The 21,600-nt window shown below is 71.9% G+C and carries 13 protein-coding genes; 7 read left to right on the forward strand and 6 right to left on the reverse strand.

The genetic code is table 11. The annotated features are described in order from the left end of the window. Positions 1-7: 7 nt before the first annotated feature. Positions 8-976, reverse strand: a complete 969-nt coding sequence (locus ACFXKG_RS01025) for a LysR family transcriptional regulator (RefSeq protein ID WP_384830262.1) — start codon at positions 974-976, stop codon at positions 8-10. Between the two features lie 92 nt (positions 977-1,068). On the opposite strand from ACFXKG_RS01025, the gene ACFXKG_RS01030 reads away from it, so the two are divergent. The 3 genes from ACFXKG_RS01030 (at position 1,069) to ACFXKG_RS01040 (ending at position 5,312) form a co-directional block, all read left to right on the forward strand. Continuing rightward, positions 1,069-1,914: an alpha/beta hydrolase gene (locus tag ACFXKG_RS01030; protein WP_384830265.1), complete on the forward strand. Its 846-nt coding sequence runs from the start codon at positions 1,069-1,071 to the stop codon at positions 1,912-1,914. After that, a complete protein-coding gene (locus ACFXKG_RS01035; RefSeq protein WP_384830269.1) occupies positions 1,911-3,377 on the forward strand; it encodes an MFS transporter in 1,467 nt (488 codons plus the stop codon). The genes ACFXKG_RS01030 and ACFXKG_RS01035 overlap by 4 nt, the downstream gene beginning before the upstream one ends. A 450-nt stretch (positions 3,378-3,827) precedes the next feature. Then, positions 3,828-5,312 carry a UDP-N-acetylmuramoyl-L-alanyl-D-glutamate--2,6-diaminopimelate ligase gene (locus ACFXKG_RS01040; protein WP_384830272.1) on the forward strand — a complete coding sequence of 495 codons (1,485 nt, stop codon included), beginning with the start codon at positions 3,828-3,830 and terminating at the stop codon, positions 5,310-5,312. Positions 5,313-5,657: 345 nt separating this feature from the next. On the opposite strand, the gene ACFXKG_RS01045 is transcribed toward ACFXKG_RS01040, so the two are convergent. Together ACFXKG_RS01045 and ACFXKG_RS01050 are read right to left on the reverse strand one after the other, a co-directional pair. Next, a complete protein-coding gene (locus ACFXKG_RS01045; protein WP_384830275.1) occupies positions 5,658-7,664 on the reverse strand; it encodes an MFS transporter in 2,007 nt (668 codons plus the stop codon). Positions 7,665-8,057: 393 nt separating this feature from the next. Then, complete coding sequence (locus ACFXKG_RS01050; RefSeq protein WP_384830278.1) at positions 8,058-10,316, reverse strand: D-alanyl-D-alanine carboxypeptidase; 2,259 nt, start codon at positions 10,314-10,316, stop codon at positions 8,058-8,060. Positions 10,317-10,801: 485 nt separating this feature from the next. Between ACFXKG_RS01050 and ACFXKG_RS01055 the strand changes: the two genes are divergently transcribed. From ACFXKG_RS01055 to ACFXKG_RS01070, 4 genes are all read left to right on the forward strand, one after another. Further along, positions 10,802-11,545, forward strand: a complete 744-nt coding sequence (locus tag ACFXKG_RS01055) for a GPP34 family phosphoprotein (RefSeq protein WP_384830281.1) — start codon at positions 10,802-10,804, stop codon at positions 11,543-11,545. A 411-nt stretch (positions 11,546-11,956) separates the two neighbouring features. After that, entirely contained in the window at positions 11,957-12,814 is an 858-nt protein-coding gene (locus ACFXKG_RS01060) for a helix-turn-helix domain-containing protein (RefSeq protein WP_384830284.1), read from the forward strand. Positions 12,815-13,031: 217 nt separating this feature from the next. After that, positions 13,032-13,241 (forward strand): DUF397 domain-containing protein, encoded by a 210-nt coding sequence (locus tag ACFXKG_RS01065; RefSeq protein WP_384830287.1) that lies wholly within the window; start codon positions 13,032-13,034, stop codon positions 13,239-13,241. Between the two features lie 428 nt (positions 13,242-13,669). Continuing rightward, a complete protein-coding gene (locus tag ACFXKG_RS01070; protein WP_384830290.1) occupies positions 13,670-15,262 on the forward strand; it encodes a sodium:solute symporter family protein in 1,593 nt (530 codons plus the stop codon). Here the strand turns inward: ACFXKG_RS01070 and ACFXKG_RS01075 are convergent. From ACFXKG_RS01075 to ACFXKG_RS01085, 3 genes are all read right to left on the reverse strand, one after another. Continuing rightward, positions 15,222-16,346 carry an ADP-ribosylglycohydrolase family protein gene (locus ACFXKG_RS01075; protein WP_384830293.1) on the reverse strand — a complete coding sequence of 375 codons (1,125 nt, stop codon included), beginning with the start codon at positions 16,344-16,346 and terminating at the stop codon, positions 15,222-15,224. The genes ACFXKG_RS01070 and ACFXKG_RS01075 overlap by 41 nt on opposite strands. Positions 16,347-16,436: 90 nt before the next feature. Then, on the reverse strand, positions 16,437-17,963 hold the full coding sequence (locus ACFXKG_RS01080; RefSeq protein WP_384830296.1) for a DUF418 domain-containing protein: 1,527 nt from the start codon (positions 17,961-17,963) through the stop codon (positions 16,437-16,439). 316 nt (positions 17,964-18,279) lie between these two features. After that, positions 18,280-21,591, reverse strand: coding sequence for a tetratricopeptide repeat protein (locus ACFXKG_RS01085; protein WP_384830299.1), 3,312 nt, complete (start codon positions 21,589-21,591; stop codon positions 18,280-18,282). Positions 21,592-21,600 lie beyond the last annotated feature (9 nt).

The raw sequence follows: 21,600 nt of genomic DNA on the forward strand, positions 1-21,600 counted from the left end.
AACGCCGTCAGGTAGGGGTCGAGTCGCGGTCGCCTTCTTCTCGCGGTCCGCGTGGGCCGAGCCGGTGGTCGAGCGCGGCACCGACGTCGGGGCAGTTATCGCGGATGACGTCAAGAAAGGCGTTCAGCGCCGGGGAACGGTCCCGGGCGCTGAAGGACAGGACCAGATCGGGCAGAGGCGTGCGCGGGGTCACCTCGCAGAACCACGTGCCCCGTCGTGGGGCCGCCAGCATGCGGGAGGGCCCCAGACCGACGCCTGCACCACATGCGGCGAGGCCGATGATGGTGTGGATGTCCCTCGCGACGGTCGCGCCGGAGAGCGCCGGGGAGTCCTTGCCCAGGAGGGTCCGCAGCCCGGTGGCGACGGCGGGCTCGTCCTCCCCCGGCGCAACGATCAGCGGCTGTCGCCGCAGCTGGTCCACGTCCACCGACGACTGACCCGCGTACGGGTGTGTGCTGCTCACGACCGCGACCAGGTGGTCGTGCCCGATCGGCACCGATACCAACTGCTCGGCCCCGACGCCCCCTGGCCGGCCGAGGCCGATCGCCACGTCCAGCTCGCCGGCGACGAGCGCGGCCGTGCTGCGCCTGGTCGCCATCTCGTGCAGTTCCAGCCGCACGTCGGGCCGTTCGCTGCCGAACCGGCCGAGGACGTCCGGCAGGGGTTCGAGCAGCGCCGAGGCGATGAACCCCAGGCGCAGCCGGCCCGTCTCGCCGCGCGCCGCCCTGGCCGCGTCGACCGAGGCCGCCGCGATCTCGTCGAGCGCCCTGCGCGCCCGGGAGAGGAAGGCCGCGCCCGCAGCCGTCGGAAACACCCCCTGGCGGGTGCGGTCGAACAAGCGGGCGCCCACTTCCCGTTCGAGGTCGGCGATCTGCTTGGACAGCGGAGGCTGTGCGATGCCCAGCGCACCGGCGGCCCGGCCGAAGTGTGCGTGCTCGGCGAGGGTCAGTGCGTACCGCAGGTGCCGCGCCTCCATGCCGGCCTCCCGGTCATATCTTGAATGTATCGTCGGCCAGCTTGTCAGATCTTTCGCTGGATGATCGGGGCCGGGGCGCGTGGAATGCGGTCATGACTGATCCTTCCTCCCCAGACACCGTCTTCGTCTTCGTGCACGGAGCCTGGCACGGCTCCGGGCAGTGGGCGGCGACGCAGCGCGCACTCGCCGCACTCGGTGCCGCGAGCATGGCCGTCGATCTGCCGGGGCACGGCTTCGACGCGCCACTGCCCAGCGGATACCTCCAGCCGGGCCAGCCGGGCCTGTCGACCGAGAAGTCCGCGCTCGCCACCGTGACGATGGACGACAGCGCCGAGGCGGTGCTGGACACGCTGCGCCAGGCCCGCCGCCACCGTCGTGTCGTGCTCGTCGCACACAGTGCGGGCGGCGGCCCCGCGTCACTGGCCGCCGAGCGGGCACCCGAACTCGTCGACGAAATCGTCTACCTCTCCGCCTTCGTGCCCGCCGGACGGCCGCGATTCTTCGACTACCTCGGCTCGCCCGAGAACGCCACGGCACGGGGCAGGAGCCTCAACCTCGGCGACCCCGGGGAACTGGGCGCCGTGCGGATCAACCCGCTCTCGCAGGATCCCGCCTACGTCGAGGAACTGCGGCAGACTCACTACCACGACACCGCTCCGGACCGCTTCGACCGCTGGCGCTCGGCACTGAGCCCCGATCTGCCGCTGGCGATCCCCACCACCCCGGTCATCGTGACTCCGGGACGGTGGGGGCGCGTCCCGCGGACCTTCCTGCGCTGCGCGGACGACCGGGCGCTGCCGACGGCCGTGCAGGATCTGATGATCGCGGAAGCCGACCGGACCATGCCCGGCAACCCGTTCACCGTGCGCACCCTCCCGGGCAGCCACAGCCCGTTCGCCGCCCGGCCCCGTGAGCTCGCCGCGGCCCTGCTGCCGTGAGCGGCGGACGCCTCGTGCTGCCGGTGGTGCTCAGCGCCACTTTCGTGCAACTGCTCAACGTCACTGTCGCCCAGGTGGCCGCTCCGGCGATACAGGCCGGCCTGGGCGCCGGTCCGGGCGCCGTGCAACTGGTCCTCGCCGGATACACCCTGACGTACGCGTGCCTGCTCATCCCCGCCGCACGGCTGGGCGACCGGTACGGCTACCGCCGGCTGTTCGTGGCGGGCACCGTGGTCTTCACCGCGGGTTCGCTGGCCGGCGCGTGTGCCCCCGACGCCGCATCGCTGATCACGGCCCGGCTGGTGCAGGGCGCGGGCAGCGGTCTGGTCGCCCCCCAGGTCCTGTCGCTCATCCAGACCGCCGTTCCGGCGACACGCCGGCCGCGCGCCTTCGGCCTGTACGGCGCCACCATGGCCGTCGCGTCACTGGCCGGGCCGCTGATCGGCGGCCTCGTCCTCGGTGCCGATCTCCTCGGCCTCGGCTGGCGGCCGGTGATGCTCCTCACCGTGCCGGTGGCGCTCGCCTCGCTGGCCGGAGCGACCGCGCTGCCCCGCACCCGCGGGGCGGACGGACTCCGCGTCGACAAACTGGGTGCGCTGCTGGTCACCGTGGGAGCCGGCGCACTGGTCCTGCCCCTGGCGCTGGGGCGGGAAGCAGGCTGGCCCTGGTGGACGTGGGCCGGTTTCGCCGTGGCTGTCGCCGCCCTCGGCCACTTCGTCCGGAGCCTCCCGCACCGGCCTGACCCACTGATCCATCCCGCGGTGCTGCGTGACCGGTCGGCGCGGAGGGGCACGTTGCTGGTGTTCGTGTTCAACACGGGCGTGCCCTCCTTCACCTACCTGCTCTTCCTCCACCTTCAGTCCGCCGTCGGGTACTCGGCCCTGGCCGCCGCGCTGACGTCGGCACCGTTCGCCGCCGCCGCCGTCGTCGGCAGCAGAGCCGCGCCCGCTCTCACCCGCCGGCACGGGCCGACGGCGCTCACCGTCGCGTCCCTGGTGCTGGCCGGGATGTGCCTGGCGCTGGGCCCGCTCGTCGGCTCGGCGACGGGACGCCAGGCGGCACTGCCCGTGCTGGCGGTCGGCGGAGCCGCGTTCGGCGCCTTCACCGCGTCGGTGTTCGCCCTGGTCCTGGCCGAGGTGCACGGCCCCGCCGCCGGTTCGGTCTCCGGACTGCTGCCCACAGCACAGCAGTTCGGCGGATCCGTCGGAGTGACCGCGGCCGGACTCGCCTACTACGCCCCCGCCGCCGATGCGGACACCGCGTTCCGGCACGCCATGCTCTATCAGGTCGCCGCCTTCACGATCACCGCGCTGATCAGCCTCCGGCTCCGTCACCGGCCTGGCACCGAGCCCGTGCACGGCCACAGCAGTCACAGCGGAAGAGCACGTACGCAAGAGACGCAGCCGAGCTCCGACGACGGTGCCTTTCCGCCTTCCTCAGTTGAAGGGACAAGCGGCGAGTGACATCAAAAGCCACGGGCGGGTGCCGGAGACAGCCCGGCAGCAGTAACGCAGATGTGCGAACGAGCGGTGGGCGATCGCCCTTGCGGCTGGACGTACACTCCACACATGGGTCGCACATGCGCAGTGAGGGAGTGCCTTTCCCAGGCCGCTCATGCCCTGTGCCCGTCCGCCGCGTGCGCGACGGCCGTCGACCCGGTGAACGCGCCGGCGATCCACTGTCGCGCGTTGCACGGTCACGGCTAGCGATTCCGGGCGATTCTCGGCATTTCCCAGGTCACTCCGCCCCTGTATGCGGACCATTTTCTGCGCGGCCGCCCCTCCCCACCTCTGTCACCGCACGGCGACGGTCCTCGCCATAATTTCCTACTTTGTCACCCTTCGGCGCCCTGGCGCCGCCTGCGCGCCGACCGCCGGACGACCGGCAGCCGGTGCATCTTCGAGAGGACCCTTGTGAAGTTGAGCGAGCTGCTCGCCGGGCACGATCATGAAATCATCGAGGGCGATCCGGAGACGAGGATCACCGGAGGCATCTGCTTCGACGCTCACCGCGCCGCTCCGGGATCCCTGTTCATCGCGGTACCCGGTCATCGCGAGGGCGGCCCCGAGTCCATCGGACCGGCCCTCGCACGCGGCGCGGTGGCGGTACTCATCGACTCCGCGACGGCGCAACTTCCGGTCGCGACCTGGGCATCGGCAGCTGGTGTATGCGTCGTAGCAGTCGCGGACACGCGCAAGGCGGCCGCGGTCGTGGCCTCCCGCTACCACGGGGAGCCAGGCCGGCAGATGAAGATGGTGGCCGTCACGGGCACCAACGGGAAGACATCGGTTTCCTCCATGGTGGAGTCGGTGCTGAGGATCGCCGAGCACGCCAGGGTGGGGGTCATCGGGACGGGCGGCAGCCGGATCGGCGATGAACTGATCCCGATGCCGAGGTCGGTACTGACCACACCGGAGTCGCCGGACTTCCAGTATCTGCTCGGGTGCATGCGCGACCGCGGTGCCGGCACCGTGGCGCTCGAAGCCACGTCGATGGGCCTGCTGACCCACCGCCTCGACCACTCGTTCATCGACGTAGGGGTGTTCACCAACCTGACGCAGGATCACCTGGACGACCACGGCACCATGGAGAACTACCGGGACGCCAAACTGCTTCTGTTCCAGGGACTGTGCCGGCGTGCGGTGGTCAACGCCGACGACCCGGTCGGAGCCTGCATCGGGGCGATGATGCCCGGCGCGGTCGTCACGTACGGCATCGACGAGGAGGCGGACTACCGGGCGACCGACCTCACCATGGACGCCGTCGGCACCCGCTTCACCCTGCACCACGCCGGCCACAAGTATCCGGCGGCGATCCCCGTGCCTGGACGGTTCTCCGTCTCCAACGCACTGGCCGCTGTCGCAGCCTGCCACCTCATCGGCCACAATCTGGCCGGACTGGTCGCCGCGCTTGAGCAGTTGCCCCCGATCCCGGGAAGGTTCGAACGCTACGAGACCCCGGACGGCACGTCCGTCATCGTGGACTATGCGCACTCCCCGGACTCACTGGAGAAGGTGCTGACCACCATCCGCGGCTTCGCCTCCGGCCGGGTCGTCACGGTCTTCGGCTGCGGCGGGGACCGGGACGTCACCAAGCGCGCCCGGATGGGGGAGATCGCCGGCACCTACTCCGACCTGTGCGTTCTCACTTCGGACAATCCCCGGAACGAAGACCCCCGGGCGATCATGGATCAGATCGTCCCCGGCCTGCTCGCGAGCGGCACCACCTTCGAGCGGTTCGCCGACCGCCGCCGCGCCATCTCCTTCGCCCTGTCCGCCGCAGGGCACGGCGACGTCATCCTGATCGCGGGCAAAGGCAGCGAGCCCCACCAGATCGTCAAAGAGGAACTGCTGCCGTTCAGCGACATGGCGACGGTACGCGAACTCGCCACGCGGTAGGCGTACCGGCCTTCTTGACGCCCGGCGCTGGTTGCGGTGCCGGGCACGAGGACGTGCGGCTTCTCCGGATGCCGGCCTGCCGGCTGATGCGCGATGGCAGGTCCGCGGCCCCGGCCGAAGCGAAGGCGGTCGTCCGGCACATCGTCGGCCTCCAGCGCCGTCAGGGACCCGCTGCCCGCTACGCACGAGACCTTGTGGCCCCGCGGCTACCCGGGGGACGTGCGGGCCGCCCGCATTTCCGTCGGCGTGGACGCCTGATGGCGCTGATCGGGGCGGGCTGGGGTCGGCCATCCGGCGCAGGGCGGCCGGGGCCGGGGCCGGGGCCGGGGCCGGCGAGCATCCGGCTCAGCGCAGTTCCTCCGGGCAGCCCGTCCCGCGCGGCAGTTGGTACGGCGCGGCCAGCCGGTAGACCCCGGCCCGGGGGGCGAGCAGTTCCGTCCACTCGTCGCCCTGCGCGGTCGTCTCGGCCTTCAGCAGGCAGCCGTTGGGGTTGGTGAAGGTCTTCGGGCTGTTCCCGTCCGCCTCCCCGGCCGCCTTGGACGCGGCCGTCTCCTGCGGCGGCAGCACCCGCTTGCCGTTCTCGTCGACCAGCGCGAGCCACGGCGAGTACGGGATCCGGATGAGCACCCGCCCGGCGGACTTCACCTGGATCGTCACTTCTTCCGCGCCCGCCCGCTCGACGACCGAGGGCGGGTCGGCGAGCGGCGTCGGGTCCTGGACGACGTAGAGCGTCCAGTTGGCGTCGCCCCACAGGCGCTCCAGATAGGGCAGGCCGCCCTGGACCAGCTCGGCCTCCACGGCGGCGCCGTCGTCGAACCGGCCCTCGGGCAGCACCACGTAGTGCACGGCCCAGCGGTCCAGCCAGTCCCGGTACGTCGTCTCGGTCAGGGTGTCGTCGTAGAAGAGCGGGTTGCGCTCCATGTCGGCCTGCCGGTTCCAGCCCCGGGCGAGGTTGACGTACGGGGTGAGCGCGGAGGACTCGCGGTGGCTGCTGGCGGGCACGACCTCGACGCGGCCCTTGTCCGCGCCCCTGCGCTGCAACTGGTTGACCAGCGGCGCCAGCTCGCGCGCCCAGGAGGCGGTGGGGGCCGTCCGCACGATGTCGTCGACGCCCTTGAAGCCGATCCAGAAGTTCAGCCCGGCGAAGGCGACGACCAGGGCGTACCAGCGGCGGGTGCGCGGTGCGGTGTACGGCAGGGCGGCGAGCAGCACCACCCCGCCGACGATCATCGCGAACCGGGAGACGTTGGAGCCGATCTGCGAGTCGATCACGTACGTGAGCAGCACACCGGAGCCGTAGACGGCCGTGGCGACCCGGACCGTACGCCACTCCCCGGGGACGAGGACGAAGGTGAGGACGGAGAAGAGGAACGGCAGCGAGGCCGTGCCGACCGACATCGGCTGCGTGCCGGAGAACGGGAACAGCCAGGCCGAGACCGCCACGACCGCGGCCGGGGCGAGGCCGAGCGCGTAGGCCCCGGGGCGGCGCTTGTTGAGGAAGAGCGCGGCGGCCACGACACCGAGGAACAGCCCGGCGACCGGACTGGCGGCGGTGGCGAGCGCGGCGAGCGGCGCGGCGGCCACGCCCTTGAGCCAGCGCTTGCGGCGCCAGCGGTGAGGCCAGCAGAACACGGCGGCGACGGCGCCGAGCGCGAACATCACGCCGAGGCCGAAGGTGACGCGCCCGGAGAGCGCGTTGCACAGGAACGCGAACACCCCGGCGAGCGCGCACGCGACGGGGTTACGGACCGCCGGGACGCGGACGAGGATCAGCGCGGTCAGGGCGGCGGAGACCGTCCCGGCGACCATCATGGTCGAGCGGACGCCGAGGACCGACATCAGGTACGGCGAGACGACGCTGTACGAGACGGGGTGCATCCCGCCGTACCAGGCGAGGTTGTACGCGGAGTCGGGGTGGCGGCCCACGAACTCGGCCCAGGCGTCCTGGGCGGCGATGTCGCCGCCGCTGTTCGCGAAGAAGAAGAACCAGAGGACGTGGACGGCCGCGGCGACGAGGGTGGCGAAGAGGACGGGATGCCGCCGCACCCGCTCCCGGGCCCCTGGGAACCGCCCGCCTCCGCCGGGGACCCCGGGGCTCACGGACGCGTCCGTGAGCCCCGGGGCCGGCCTCGTGGACGGCCCGGTGCCCGGATTCGCCGTGGGCTCCGTGGGCTCCGTGGGCTCCGTGGCCGGCTCCGTGGCCGGGCTCGCGGATCGGTGCGTCGGGGGCTCCGGGGCCGGTCCCTCGGTCGGTACCGCGGATCGGTCCGCGGGCAGATCTATTCGCGCCTCGGCGGCGGGCGCACCGGGGACGGCGCCGCCGTCGGCGCGCGGCGGCTCAGCGGTCGTCACTTCGGCTCTCCACGTCTTCCCGTCCCACCGTCGATCCGCCGCGCGGTCCTGCGGTCCCGCGGTCGCCCGAAGCTCTTCTCCGTAGCCCGTCATTCGTCACGCGTAGTTCGTGGCCCGTGGCCCGGTGTGCCCACCCCGGCATCCTTGCAGGACGCCCGCATCTTCCAGGACGCCGACCCCGGGGCGATCAGTTGCCCGGGCGGCCGGTCGAGCGGCAGGCCGGGCAGATGACGGGGCAGTGCCCAACAGATGTCCGTTTCGCGACGCTAGCACGTATGGCTGGCGCGTACGGCAGGCGCGGGCTCCGAGGCCGTCACGTGCGGCCCTACGGCGGTGGCCCCGGAGCACGAATGCTCCGGGGCCACCGGCCTTCACACCGCTTCCGGCGACCGGTCAGCCGACGCGGGTCAGCTTCGCGCCGAAGCCGGGCTCGACCAGGTCTTCCTGGAGCGCGACCGGTGCGGTCACCTGGCCCGGTCCGGAACCGACGGTCAGCTGACCGACCACCGTGCCGGCCGCCGCCGTCTGCGGAACCGCCTTGCCGCCGTCCGTCACCCCGAGGGAGATCTTCAGGCTCGGCCAGCCGGCCGCCGTCAGGTCCTTGGTGGCGACGACGGGGGTCTGCCCGCCCAGGCCGTCGTCGACGTAGCCGACCGTCTGGCCCTTCTTCACCACCGTCTGCGACACCAGCAGTTCACGCGTGTCGATCAGCACCTTCTTGCTCGCCGCGTTGACCGCGTCGATGATCGAGGGGCCCCGCTGGCCGAGGATGGCGCCCACGACGTACTGCTTCTTCGTGCCCTCGACGTCCTTGGTCGCGGCGAAGAGCAGGTTGCCGCCGGCCTTGGTGGTGGTACCGGTCTTTATCCCGATGGCGCCGTTGTAGGGCACCAGGGTGTTCCAGTTGGGCCACGTCTTGCCGGACGGGTCGGTCCACTGCGGCAGCTGGGTGATCACCATCAGCGCCTGCATCTTCACCAGTTCCAGCCCCAGCTTCACCTGGTCGGACGCGGTGGAGACGGTCGTGGCGTCCAGACCCGACGGGTCCGTGTACTTCGTGTCCTTCATCCCGAGTTCCTCGGCCGCGTCGTTCATCTTCTTGACGAACGCGTCCTGCGAACCGGCGTCCCAACGCGCGAGCAGCCGGGCCACGTTGTTCGCCGACGGGATCATGAGCGCGCTGAGGGCGTCCTTCTGGGAGAGCTTGTCGCCCTCCTTGATCGTGTTCAGCGTCGACTCGTTGCCGGACTCGTCGTAGCCGCCCTCCTTCTCCGCCAGGGCGTCGACCGGGATCATCGCACCGTCCTGACCCACCTTCATGGGGTGGTCCCGCATGATGATGTACGCCGTCATCGACTTGGTCACGGAGGCGATCGGGACCGGCTTCTGCTCGCCGAAGGAGTCCACCGCCCCGAGCCCCGCCACCGACATGGCGCCCTGCCCGTGGTCGGGCCACGGCAGCGTGGGCTTGTCGCCGTCGAAGGAGTACTCGGAGTCCGCGCTGAGCATCAGCTCCGGGGCGGGGAGCGGCCGTACCGCCTGGACGACGGCGAAGACGACCACCGCGAGCAGCACCAGCGGCGTCCAGATCTTGACCCGGCGGACCATCGTGCGGACCGGGGTCTCCGGCGGGGCCGGCTTGTTGGTCAGCTCGGCGAGCAGGTCGAGCGGGGGCATCGGCGGCAACGGCTGCTGCCGGGTCCGCTCGGCCTCCGGGAAACCGGACGGCGCGGGCGACGGAGCCGGAGCCGGTGCCTGGGCCGGCTTGGACGCCGCGGGGGCCGCCGGGGACGCGGCCGGGGCCGGACGGTCGTCACGGCGCAGGGGTACGAACGTACTCGTCCGCTCCGCCGGGGCCTCGGCCACGTCGGCCGACTTGGGCAGCTTCAGCGCGGTGGTGGGCTGGTCGGTGGTGGGCTTGGGAAGGGTCTTGAAGACAGCGGTGGCCTGATCGACCGGCCCGGCCCCGGACTTGGCCCCGGGCTCGGTCTTGGAGCCGGACTTGGACTCGGGGTCGGATACGGGCTTGGACTTGGACTCGGGGTCGGATCCGCGCTTGGACTCGGACCCCGGCTTGGGCCCAGGCTTGGACCCGGCCCCCGGCTCGGACTTTGACCCGGGCTCAGATCCGGATCCTGCCCCGGACTTGGACCCGGCCTTGGTCCCGGAACCGGACTCGGACTTGGACTGGGGCTCCGATCCGGAACCGGACTCGGACTTGGACTGGGGCTCCGATCCGGAACCGGACTCGGACTTGGCCCCGGGCTCAGATCCAGAACCGGCCCCGGACTTGCCCCCGGACTCGGGCTCGGCCTTGGCCCCGGGCTCGTATCCGGACCCCGAAGCAGGCGCGGGCCGGTCGTCGCCGCCCCCGCTCCTGGACGCCTTCGCCGCCGCCTTGGAGTCGTCGGAGTCGTCGGAGTCCTTCGACTCCGGGGACTCCTTGGACTCCTTCGGCTCCTCGGAGTCCTTCGCGGCTCGCGGCTTCTCCGGCTCCTGGGCCCCCACTTCGGGCGCCTTCCCGGGTTCTTCCCCGTCCTTCTTCCCGTCAGGGGCGGGCGAGCCGGCCGAGGCGTCCCCGGCCTTCTCCGCCCTCTCCGACTCGGACTCGGGCCTCGCCCACGAAGGCGACCCGGCGCCCTTCAAGGTCATCGTCCGGTTGTCGGACTTCGGGCGCTCCGGGGGCGCGCTCGCCGCGCCCCCGGCAGCCGCCGGGCCGTCCTCCGGTTCCGTCGCGGAGCCCTCGTCCCGATTTGCGGTCGCAACCTTCGTCGACACCCCCGAGGCGGATTCCGACCCCTCGGTCCCCTCGCCCCCGTCTCTGCGGTCCGGCACGGCCGCGGCCGATTCACGGAAGACCGAAAGCCTCGGGTCACGTTCGCCAGGAGTCGTCTCCCCCGACGACTTCCGCTGATCCGATTTGTCGGGGGACTCGCCCGCCACCGTGTCTCCTTCATGTCTCATGCGCCGTAAACCGCACTGTCCGAAGCATCTATCAGTGTCCCGCTCTGGGACCTCGGCCCGAGTGCTAGACGAGAACGACATACATAACGGTTCCCGCACAAAGCACCCAGGCACCCTCGACAGACCATTGTGAGAGGGGTCACCCTGTCATTCATCCACGCGGGGAGGCATGGATGGGCAGGAGCCGCAGAACAATTCCGGAGGAGCTTCTGTTGCTCGCTCTGGACCCGGCCACGGGTACCACAGCGCAGCCGCAGTCGCTCGACCTCGGCCTGGCCGGAGCACAGCTAGTAGAGCTGGCTCTGGCAGGACGGATAGCCCCTGACGGGGATCGTATCGCCGTGGTGATGCCACGGCCGACCGGAGATCCGACTCTGGACTCCGCACTGGAGCTGCTGCGCAGACGTGGCAGCCCGGTTCGGGCGGTCCATTGGATCGGCGGGCCCCGGCTGGGGCTGCGCCAGACCTATCTCTCGCATCTGGAACGGTGCGGCATGGTGCATGCCGTCGCGGGCCAGATGTGCGGGGTGCTGCCGACGACTCGCTACCAGGCGACGGAGACGGCGATCAGCCGGGAGATCAGGTCCCGGCTGGACAGCGCGATCCGCACCGGCGTTCCGCCGGACCCGCGGACCGCGGCGCTCGCCGCGCTGGCCCATGCGGTCGGACTCGGCAAGCACCTCTATCCCGGGAACGAGGGGCGCTCGTCGCGCTCCCGGCTCCGGGACCTGATCAGACACGACCCGATGGGCGGTCTCGTGGCGCACGCCGTGATGGACGTCCAGAACGGGGTGGGCGCACAGCCGCGCCGTAACCCGGCCCAGGGCGCCCCCGGCGCTCCGGTCGGCGCGCGGCCGGTCGGTGGCGTGCCCATGCAGCCGCAGCGCGGTGGCATGGCGCGCGTGCCGGCGCACTGACACACCGCACTCCGCCGCGCCGACGCACCGCCGTCGTCGTACAGCGGGCCAGACCCGGTTCGGGAGCCGCACAGGACGCGCGGGGCAGCCAACACCATCCGGCTGCCCCGCGCGTCGCGTATCAGCCACCCCACGGCCGCGCCACAGCCACCTCGCGGCCGCCCCACGGGCGCCTGGGGCCCCGACAAAGGGCCAGACCTTTGGCCAGGGCTCCACGGGGCTCCCGAAGCCCTGAGAGGGGCCCTGAAGCCCGCACCGGCGCCAGGGCGCGCGCGGGGGCGCGCGGCGCGGCGCGCAGAACGGCGCAATCACCTCTGTAGCCATTTCCCAGCGCAGCCGGGACCTTTGGTGGCAGTCTGCTGAGCAGTAGATACGTACAGCTACAGCTACACAGCCGGAGGTGCAGTTTCCGTGGCGTCCAACGTCAATCCCACCGTCAGGCGACGCCGATTGGGCCAGGAGTTGCGCCGGCTTCGCGAACTCAAGGGCATGACGGCCGAGGAAGTCGCGGAACGCCTGCTGGTCTCCCAGTCGAAGATCAGCCGGCTGGAGAACGGCCGCCGTTCGATCAGCCAGCGCGACGTACGGGATCTCTGCGGGGTCTACGACGTCGAGGACAGCCGGATCGTCGACTCGCTTATGCAAATGGCCAAGGACTCCCGCCAGCAGGGCTGGTGGCACGCCTTCGGCGACATCCCGTACAGCGTCTACATCGGCCTGGAGACGGACGCGGCCTCGTTGCGCGTGTTCGAACCGCAGGTGGTTCCCGGGCTGCTCCAGACCCGCCCGTACGCCGAGGCGCTGATCAACGGCGCGCTTCCGGAGTCGGCCGTACCGGATGTGGAGAAGCGCGTCGGGGTACGGATGCGGCGGCAGGACCGGATCAACGCGCCCGAGGAGCCGCTGCGGCTCTGGGCCGTGGTCGACGAGGCGGCGCTGCGGCGGGTCGTCGGCAGCCGTCAGCTCATGCGCGAGCAGCTCGAACACCTCGTGGAGCAGTCGCAGTTGCCGCATGTGACGGTTCAGGTGCTCCCTTTCGACATGGGCGCGCATCCCGGAATCAGCGGGCACTACGCGATTCTCGAATTCCCCGACGCGTCGGACTCCAGCGTGGTCTACATCGAGGGCGTGACGAGCGACCTTTATCTGGAGAAGGCGAATGATGTGCAGCGGTACAGCGTGATGTACGAACACCTGCGCGCGCAGGCCCTGAATGCGGATCAGACGCGGCAGTACATCGCGGATATCGCCAAGGAATACGCCCGTTGAACGCCCGTCGCATTGGTCCGGATTGTCAAATTGATCCGCTTTTACGCGTGGCGGCGGGAGGAGTATACGACTCAATCCGCTTCAGACGTAAGGCTGTTCCCCCATAGACCATCCGGACGAGTGAACGCACATCCCACTCATCAAGTGAGGCGAGTAGCGTCGATCATGCCAGCAGAAGTTGGCGCTATGTCACCTCACTTGCTGAACCGGAGCGAATATGGCAATCCTTCAGGGCGCTACGGACACGTGGACGAAGTCCTCGTACTCCGGCGGAAACGGCGCATGCGTAGAGGTCAGGTCCCCCTTCGTCCAGGCCGTCGCCGTCCGGGACTCGAAGGCTCCCGAGGGGCCGTCGATCTCCTTCGTCCCCAGCTCATGGAATGCCTTCGTCCAGGAAATGGGCAAGGGCGCCGCCGGCCTCGTCTGAGGCCCGCCGCGTTTTACCGCAGCACAGACAGAGCCCTCTCGACCGGTCCGCCGTCCTGGCCGAGGGGGCTCGACCATGCCCGGCCGCGCGGGACCCGCATCCCGCGCGGCTGTTTCCGTTCCGTACGGCCACCCGCTCCGTACGTCAAAGACTCGCGGCCCACGACCGGAGCCCGCTGACGAAGTGCCCGCTCATCCTGGGTGAGCGGGCACGGTCACGACAACGCCACGGAGAGTCAAGAACAGGTAAAAACGTTCGACTTGCTGACCTGTGTTCACGTCCATGACCACGAACACCCTTGACCCGCCACCCCGCCAGGCGGTTCAATCCCCCAAGTCCCCGCTCCCGCACGGGGGTTGCCGCCGACCGGAACGCGCCCACTGACGAAGCGCTCCGACGTTCATCCGGCGGACCCCTGGAGGGGTGACATGAACAGCCTCGACTGGATCGTGCTCATCGCGTACTTCGGCGTCATGATCGCGATCGGTATCTGGTCGCACAAACGAGTGGACAACGTCAGCGACTTCTTCACCGCGGGCGGCAAGATGCCCTGGTGGCTGTCGGGCATCTCGCACCACATGTCCGGGTACAGCGCCGTGATGTTCACCGGATACGCCGGCATCGCCTATCTCTACGGCGTCACCTCGTTCGTGACCTGGTCCTTCCCCATCGCCATCGGGATCGGGATCGGCGCGCAGGTCTTCGCGCCCCGGCTCAACCGGCTGCGCTCCCGGCTGCGGGTCGCCTCGCCGCTCGAATATCTCAAGAACCGGTACGACCTGAGAACTCAGCAGGCGCTCGCCTGGTCCGGGCTGCTGCTGAAGATCGTGGACGTGGGCGCCAAGTGGGCCGCCATCGCCACCCTGCTCTCCGTCTTCACCGGGATCTCCCTCAACCAGGGCATCCTCATCACCGGTGTCATCACCGGCATCTACTGCACCGTCGGCGGGCTGTGGGCCGACGCCCTCACCGAGCTGGGCCAGTTCATCATCCAGCTCTTCGCCGGGATCGCGATGCTCGTCGCGGTCATGGGCGAACTCGGCGGCGTCAGCGCGCTGTGGACGGTCTGGGACAAGCTCCCGGAGGGCCACGCCGAGCCGACGGCCGGACCGTACACCGTGACGTTCCTGCTGGCGTTCCTCTTCATCAAGACCTTCGAGTACAACGGCGGCATGTGGAACCAGGCGCAGCGCTACATGGCCACCGCCAGCGCCCGCGAGGCCACGCGCTCGGCGCGGCTCTCGGCCGTCCTGTGGCTGGTGTGGCCGCTGGTCCTGTTCTTCCCCATGTGGTGCGCGCCGCTGCTGGTGGAGGCGCAGAAGCCGGACGCGTCCGACTCGTACGCCCTGATGACCGAACAGCTCCTCCCGCACGGGCTGCTGGGCCTGGTCATCGTCGGCTTCTTCTCGCACACCATGGCGATGTGCTCGTCGGACGCCAACGCCATCGCGGCGGTCTTCACCCGGGACATCGCCCCGGTGCTCTCCCGGGCGGCGCGCAGTTGGTCGGACCGGGCGGGGCTGCTGGCGGCGCGGCTGTCGACGATCTCGTTCCTCGCGCTGTCGATGGCGATCGCCACCCAGGTCAACTCGCCGACGTTCAAGGACATCATCACCGTCGTCATCAAATGGGTGGCGGGGCTGATGGGGCCGATCGCGATCCCGTTCATGCTGGGGCTGCTCAAGCCGTTCCGCAAATCCGGGCCGACGGCCGCGCTGGTGAGCTGGGCGATGGGGCTGCTGGCGTTCTGGCTGGTCAACTACCCCATCAACTGGAACGTGGACGGTGGCGTGCCGCTCCAGTACCAGGTCTCCGTGCCGCTCGCGGTGTCGCTCGTGCTGTACATCGTCATCGGCTTCCTGAAGCCGGAGGACACCCCGGAGCGTGACGCGCTGCTGGGGCGGATCGACGGGGACGGCCACGAGGAGACCGACGGGGCGGGCGACTCGAACGGCAAGGGGAACGGGAAGGGCCCCGGGATCAGCCGCGCGGGTAGCGGGTCAGCCAGCCCGACTCCGTGACATCGGGGCTGTGCAGGGCCGGCCCCTGGGTCATCTCCATCGCGAAGTCGTCGGCGATCTCCAGCAGGGTGGGCCGGCCCTCCAGCTCCGCCAGCCAGGCGGGCGGCAGGGCCGTCTCACCGTGCATCGCCCCCAGGAGCGAGCCGCAGAGGGTGCCGGTGGCGGCGGAGGGACCGTCGTGGTTGACGGCGAGCCGCAGCCCCTGGCGTACGTCCTCGGCGACCAGCGCGCAGTAGACGGCGACGGCGAGCGCCGACTCGGCGGTGCGCCCGTCGCCGAGCGCGGCGATCTGCTCGGGGCCCGGCACACCCTGCCGTACGAGGTCGAGCGCCTGCCGCAGGGCCGCCGTGACGGGCTCGTGGCCGGTGCGCGGCGCGATCAGCACGCAGGCGCGCTCCACACCCGCCTCCAGGGTCCCGCCGCGCGCGATCTCGTGGACGATCACGGCGTAGGCGCCCGCCGAGACGAAGGCCCCCGGCGAGCCGTGCGTCTGGACGGCGCACTCCAGCGCGAGCTGGCAGACGAGTTGGGGCTCCCACCCGACGAGCAGCCCGAACGGCGCGGACCGTACGAGCGCGCCCGCGTCCCGCGCGATGGGGTTCTTCGGCTGGTCGAGCGTGCCCATGACCTGGTCGCCGAAGCCGGTGAGACAGGAGATGGTCGGGTCGCGGCGTACGTACAGCCACTCCTCCTGGGCGAGCCACCCGTTGTCCTTGCGCCGCAGGTCGGGCCCCCAGTCCCGCTGGGTCGCGGCCCACCGCAGATGCGCGCGGTGCACATCGGTGGGCGGGTGCCAGGCGCCGATGTCGCGGCGCACCTGGGCGCGGATCAGCCCGTCGACGGTGAACAGGGTGAGCTGGGTGTTGGCGGTGACCGCGCCGCGCCGGCCGTACGCGGGGACGAGTTCGCCGACGCCGCCCCCGCCGGGGCCGCCGTGCGCGGCCCGGATCTCGTCGAGCGTGAGCGTGGCGACCCCGGCACCGAGCGCGTCGCCCAGGCCGCCGCCGAGCAGGGCGCCGCGTACCCGGCTGCGGAAGTCCTGTTGCTCGGCACGGCCCCAGATGGCTCCGGACGGTGTGCTCACGCGCGGCCCCCCTCCCCTGTCGGCCCCGATCGGACTGCGCACGGTTGCGCAGCACTGTAATCGAACGGGAACAGTGGGTTGAGGGCGCACTCAGCCGCGCAGTGCGGGCCGCTCCAGGTGCGTGAGGGCGCGCAGCAGCCACTCGACCGGGCCGATCCGGAACCGCCGCATCCACCAGGCGCTCCACACCACCTGGACGGCGAAGATCCCGACCGCGACGGCGATCACCGCGGCGTACGGCATCCGCCCGATGAGCCCGAGGCCCACCCCGGTGAAGACCAGACCGCAGAGCACCGACTGGCTCAGGTAGTTGGTGAGCGCCATGCGGCCGGGGCGGGCCAGCGTCTCGGCGAGCCGGGCGCCGCGCGCGGTGCGGAAGAAGCGCAGCAGGGTGGCGACGTACGCGGCGGTGAGGCAGGGCGCGGTGACGAGGTGCAGGGCGGGCGCGAAGAAGTCCTCGGGGCCGGCGGCGGCGTACCAGAACGTGCCCGCCAGGCCGACCGGGAAGCCGATGAGCTGGACGAGCCGCAGCTTGCGCCGGTACGCGTCCGGGTCCGCGGCGGCGGTGTGGTCGAGCACGCGGTGCTTGCCGGCCGCCAGCCCGACCAGGAAGGCGGAGAAGGCCAGCGGGCCCTGGAGGAAGAAGATCAGCGGGAACGCGGTCGGCAGCGAGGAGACCCGTTCCCCGAGCACCGACCCGAGCCCGCCGCGCATCGCCTCGGTGGCGGCGTGGCCGTCGGCCAGCATGGTGAGCCGCTCGGCGGGGGTCGCGGTGGCGGATGCCTCGTCGATGAGGACCACGAGGACGGCCAGGGCCAGGAAGGCGAGCGTGATCGCACCGGTGATGATCCCGGCCACCCACAGCGCGCGGCGCGGCGAGATGCCCCGCACGAGGAAGAGCAGCAGGCCGAGGAAGGCGTACGTCACCAGGATGTCGCCGTAGAAGAGCAGCACCGCGTTGGCGACCCCGATCAGGAGCAGCCCGCCGAGCCGCCGCAGGAAGCGGGGGCGGAAGGAGACCCCGCGCGCGGCGGCGGAGTTGAGCTGGAGCGTGAAGCTGTAGCCGAAGAGGAAGGAGAAGAGGAGGTAGAACTTCGACTCGAAGAGGAACTGGACCACGTTCGTGGCGAGATGGTCGTGCCACGCGGTCCTGGCCGGGTCGGCCACGTCGAACAGGGTGTAACCGCTCGCGAAGAACGGGATGTTGACCATCAGGATGCCGAAGAGCGCGAAGCCGCGGAGCGCGTCGACATCCGCGAGGCGCGCGGTGGCGGGCTTGCCGGGGGCGGGCGTTCCCCCGGGCGCCCCACCGTCGGCGAGCAGGCCTCGCAGGGGCGTTCCGCCGACCGCCGAGCCGTCGGTAGGCACGCCGGGAGCGGGCGCTCCGCCTGCGGCCGCGCCGTCGGCGGGCAGGCCTCGCAGGGGCGTTCCGCCGACCGCCGCTCCGTCGGTGCGCGGACCGGGAGCGGGCGCTCCGCCCGCGGCCGCGCCGTCGGCGGGCAGGCCTCGCACGGGCACTCCACCGGCGGCCCCACCGACGGCGGGCGAGCCGGGAACGGGCAGGCCGCGCACGGGCGTTCCGCCGACCGCCCCACCGTCGGCGGCCGCGCCGGGCACGGGCACTCCACCGGCGGCCCCACCGACAGCGGGCGGGCCAGGAGCGGGCGTTCCGCCGGCGCGCGGACCGGGAGCGGCGCTACCGACGGCGGGCGAGCCGGGAGCGGGCGGACCAGGAGCGGGCCCATCGCCGACACGCGGGCCGGGAGCGGGTGGTCCGCCGGCGGACTCGGCGGGAAACGGTGCTGTCATACCGTATGACGTTACGGAGGGCCGGCCCGGTACCGCATCCGACCAAAGTAGCGCGGCGGTTCTCTTCGGTCTTTCTCCTTCCGGGTCCCGCCTCCGGGTCCCGTCTCCGGGTCCCGTCTCCGGGTCACGCCCAGCGGGCGGCGAACGCGTCGCGCGCGGCGACGGCCCGGGCGAGGTAGGGGCTCAGGCCGGTGGTGTCGACGCCGGGTGCGTGGAGCAGTTCTTCCAGGTCGCAGGCCATGTTCGCGAGGTCGTCCCACTCGTGTGCCGTCTCGAACAGGGCGGTGAGCGCGGTGTCGAGCGCCGCCCAGTCCCCCCGTACGGCACCGCTCAGCATGGCCCCGTACGCGGTCGTGTCGACCGGGAGGTCGCCGGCCTCGCCCATCAGCCGCTCCAGCTCCCGCCAGACCGGAACCCCGGCCTCCGCGCCCTCGGCCACGGTCACCGTCATGGCCAGCTGGAGCGTGCCGTACACCGGCGCCTCGGCGCTGTGCCGCTCGGCCACCGCGCGCGCCTCGGCCCACTGTCCACTCCGGCGCAGTGCCTCGCAGCGGTCCACCGGGCTGCTTTCGCCGGGGTCGGTCATCTCGTCCAGCAGGCGCAGCGCCTCCTCGGGCCGGCCCAGGAGCAGGCAGATGGCGGCCGCCCTGCGCCGGGCGTGGTCCGCCTCCGGGTACAGCTCGGCGCACCGTACGAGATCGGCGTACGCCTGCTCCGGGCGGCCCGCGGCCTGGCCCGTCCTGCCCCGGCAGTAGTACGCCCACGAGTCGTCCGGATCGAGTTCCAGGGCCCGGTCCAGATCCGCGAAGGCGTCACCGTAGTGGCCCCGGACGTGATGGACCCGGCCGCGCAGCGTGAGCGCCACGTCATCGTCGGGCCGCCGGTCCAGCACCTCGGTGAGGTCGGCGAGCGCCTCCTCGTGCTGTCCCGCCTTCAGCCGGGCCTCGCCGCGCTCCCGCCGGATCCAGAGAGCGTCCGGATCGGTCTCGACGGCGCGCTCCAGGTCGGCCAGCGCGCCCGTGGTGTCGTCGTGTTCCTGCCGCAGCCGGGCGCGGTGCGCCAGCGCCCAGGCGTACTCGGGGTCCAGTTCGATCGCCCGGTCGAGATCGGCGCGCGCCTCGGCGTCCCGCCCCAGCAGGTGGCGGACATGTCCCCGGCCCCCCAGCGCCGAGGCGTGTTCGGCGTCGAGCTCCAGGGCACGGGTCAGCTCCCGTTCCGCGTCCTCGTAGCGGTCGGCGAGCCGGTACCCCTCGCCGCGCTCGGAGGCGACCCACGCGTTGTCCGGGGCCAGTTCGACCGCGCGGTCCAGATCGGCGAAGGACCGGTCGGGCTCTTCCAGGTCGCGCAGCAGGCGGGCCCTGCGGACCAGGGCCCACAGGTACTCGTCGTCCAGTTCCAGAGCGCGGTCGAGATCGGCCAGGGCGGCCTCGTGCCGGCCCAGCGCGTGCTGGGTGACGCCCCGGGAGGCCAGCGCGAAGGCGTCGGTCGGGTCGAGCGCGAGGACGTGGTCCAGCAGGGTGACGGCCTCGTCGTCCCTGCCGACGATCCGCAGCGTCTCCCCGTACACCTCCAGGATCCAGACCGTGTCCGGGGAGAGTTCGTCGGCGCGGCGCAGATCGGCCAGGGCGGCCTCGTACGCCCCGGACAACTGGTGGGTGAGGCCGCGGCCGTAGTGCGCGAGGGGCGCCCGCGGGTCGAGCGCGAGCGCCCGGTCGTACTCGGCGAGTGCGGGTTCGTGCGAGCCCGCCTCGCGCAGTTCCCGGCCCCGTACGGTGTGCGCCGCCGCGCGGCCCCGGGTGTCCAGTCCCGGCCGGTCGAGCAGCACGCCGAGGGCGGCCCGTACGCCGTTCTCCTCGTCGTCGAGGGCGGCCACCAGCCGCCGTCCCCACTCCCGGGCCGCCTCGTCGCCGGTGTCCGTGCCGGCCTCCGCCAGCACCTGGGCTGCCCGGCGGGCCGCGGCCGGGCTCTCGCGGCAGCCCTCGACGACGTCGCGCAGTGCGCCGGGGAGCGCGCCGCGGGGTCCCGCGCACAGCCGGTGGTACGTCTCCTCGAAGCGCAGCGCGCGCCATTCGGCGCTCTCCCAGACCTCGTCGGCGCGCAGTTCGCTCTCGGTCTCGGCGCGCCAGCGGGCGAAGCACGCGGCGAGCGCCGCGTGCCGCTCGCGCCAGCCGCGCGGGGAGCGGGTGCGCTGGAGGCGCAGCATGGGGGCGCGTACGACGCCGTGGTACGTGATCCCGCCGTCCTTGCGGGTGGCGAAGGGCAGCGCCCGCAGCCAGTCGTACAGCCCCGCCGCGTCCTCGGCCACGACGGCACCGAACACGTCCTCGTCCAGCCGGCGCGGCAGGGCGCAGGCGAGGGCCGCGGCCCGCCGTACGGGGTCCTGCTCCCACTTGAGGAAGCGTTCGACGGCGGTGGCGCTGGGATCGCCCACGTCGTCCGGGTCCGCCGGCTGGTTCTCCGCGAGCGTGGAGACCAGGACGGGCAGGCCGCCCGAGAGCCTGAGCACCTCCTCCACGACGGACTCGTCCGTGACCCGCTTCGCCGCGAGGAGCGTGCGCGCCTCCCCTTCGGTGAAGGGGGCGAGCGGCAGCTCCGTCGCGAAGCCGCCGTAACCGCCCCAGACCGCGGTGTCGAGGGGGCGCTGGCCGGCGAGCGTCACGACGACGCGGGCCGGGAAGTCCCCGTACCGGCCGGCCTTGACCAGGTCGCGCAGCCAGGTGTCCAGGAAGGGCGCGGTGCGTTCGTACGTGTCGAAGAAGAGCGCGATCCAGGGGATGTCGCGGGAGATCCCGGTGAGTTCGGTGACCAGGACGGGGGTGAGGACCTGGTCCGGCTTGAGGACGAGCTGGACGTCCTCCTGGTCGCGGAAGCGCGCGCTCAGGGTGGCCCGCAGCCGGTCGGCTCCCGACGCGAGCTGCTGGGTGTCGACCGCGTCCGCGAACGCCCCGACGACGGGGACCATCCGGAGCCCGATCACCCCGGCCGTGACAGCGGCGGTGGACCCGGCGGACGGGGCGGGAGGCGCCCCTCCGACGGCGCCGGGGCCCGCCTGGGCGGCGCTCGACACGGCCTCGGCCTCGTGCCGCCGCTGCCGGTAGGTGGCGAGCTGCCGGTCGAGCTGCTTGAGCGGATGCCCCTGCCGGTCGAGCTGTTCGGCGATCGCGGCCAGCGCCTCGGGGACACTGCTGACGGACTCGTCCACGTACGCCGTCAGCGCGCCGCACTCCCGGGCGGCCCGCTCCAGCTCCCGTACGAGGGAGGTCTTGCCGACGCCCGCGTTGCCGTGGACGTGGAAGAGGTAGCGGTGTCGCTCGTCCTCGGGCGGGTGGCCGAAGTTGTCGCGGTACGCGGACAGTTCGGCGCTGCGGCCGATGAATCTGCGGCGCCGCGCGATCAGTTCGGCCATCGACGGCTGATGCGCCCGCGCCTCTGCCACGTACGTACT

The organism is Streptomyces sp. NPDC059255 (genome assembly GCF_042752355.1).
Taxonomy (GTDB): Bacteria; Actinomycetota; Actinomycetes; order Streptomycetales; family Streptomycetaceae; genus Streptomyces.

What these genes read in the sequence shown, in the direction of transcription:
- ACFXKG_RS01070 (WP_384830290.1), top strand. Translation starts at nt 13,670, where the DNA reads ATGAACAGCCTCGACTGGATCGTGCTCATCGCGTACTTCGGCGTCATG.
- ACFXKG_RS01050 (WP_384830278.1), bottom strand. Translation starts at nt 10,316, where the DNA reads ATGACCTTGAAGGGCGCCGGGTCGCCTTCGTGGGCGAGGCCCGAGTCC.
- ACFXKG_RS01065 (WP_384830287.1), top strand. Translation starts at nt 13,032, where the DNA reads ATGGCAATCCTTCAGGGCGCTACGGACACGTGGACGAAGTCCTCGTAC.
- ACFXKG_RS01055 (WP_384830281.1), top strand. Translation starts at nt 10,802, where the DNA reads ATGGGCAGGAGCCGCAGAACAATTCCGGAGGAGCTTCTGTTGCTCGCT.
- ACFXKG_RS01025 (WP_384830262.1), bottom strand. Translation starts at nt 976, where the DNA reads ATGGAGGCGCGGCACCTGCGGTACGCACTGACCCTCGCCGAGCACGCA.
- ACFXKG_RS01030 (WP_384830265.1), top strand. Translation starts at nt 1,069, where the DNA reads ATGACTGATCCTTCCTCCCCAGACACCGTCTTCGTCTTCGTGCACGGA.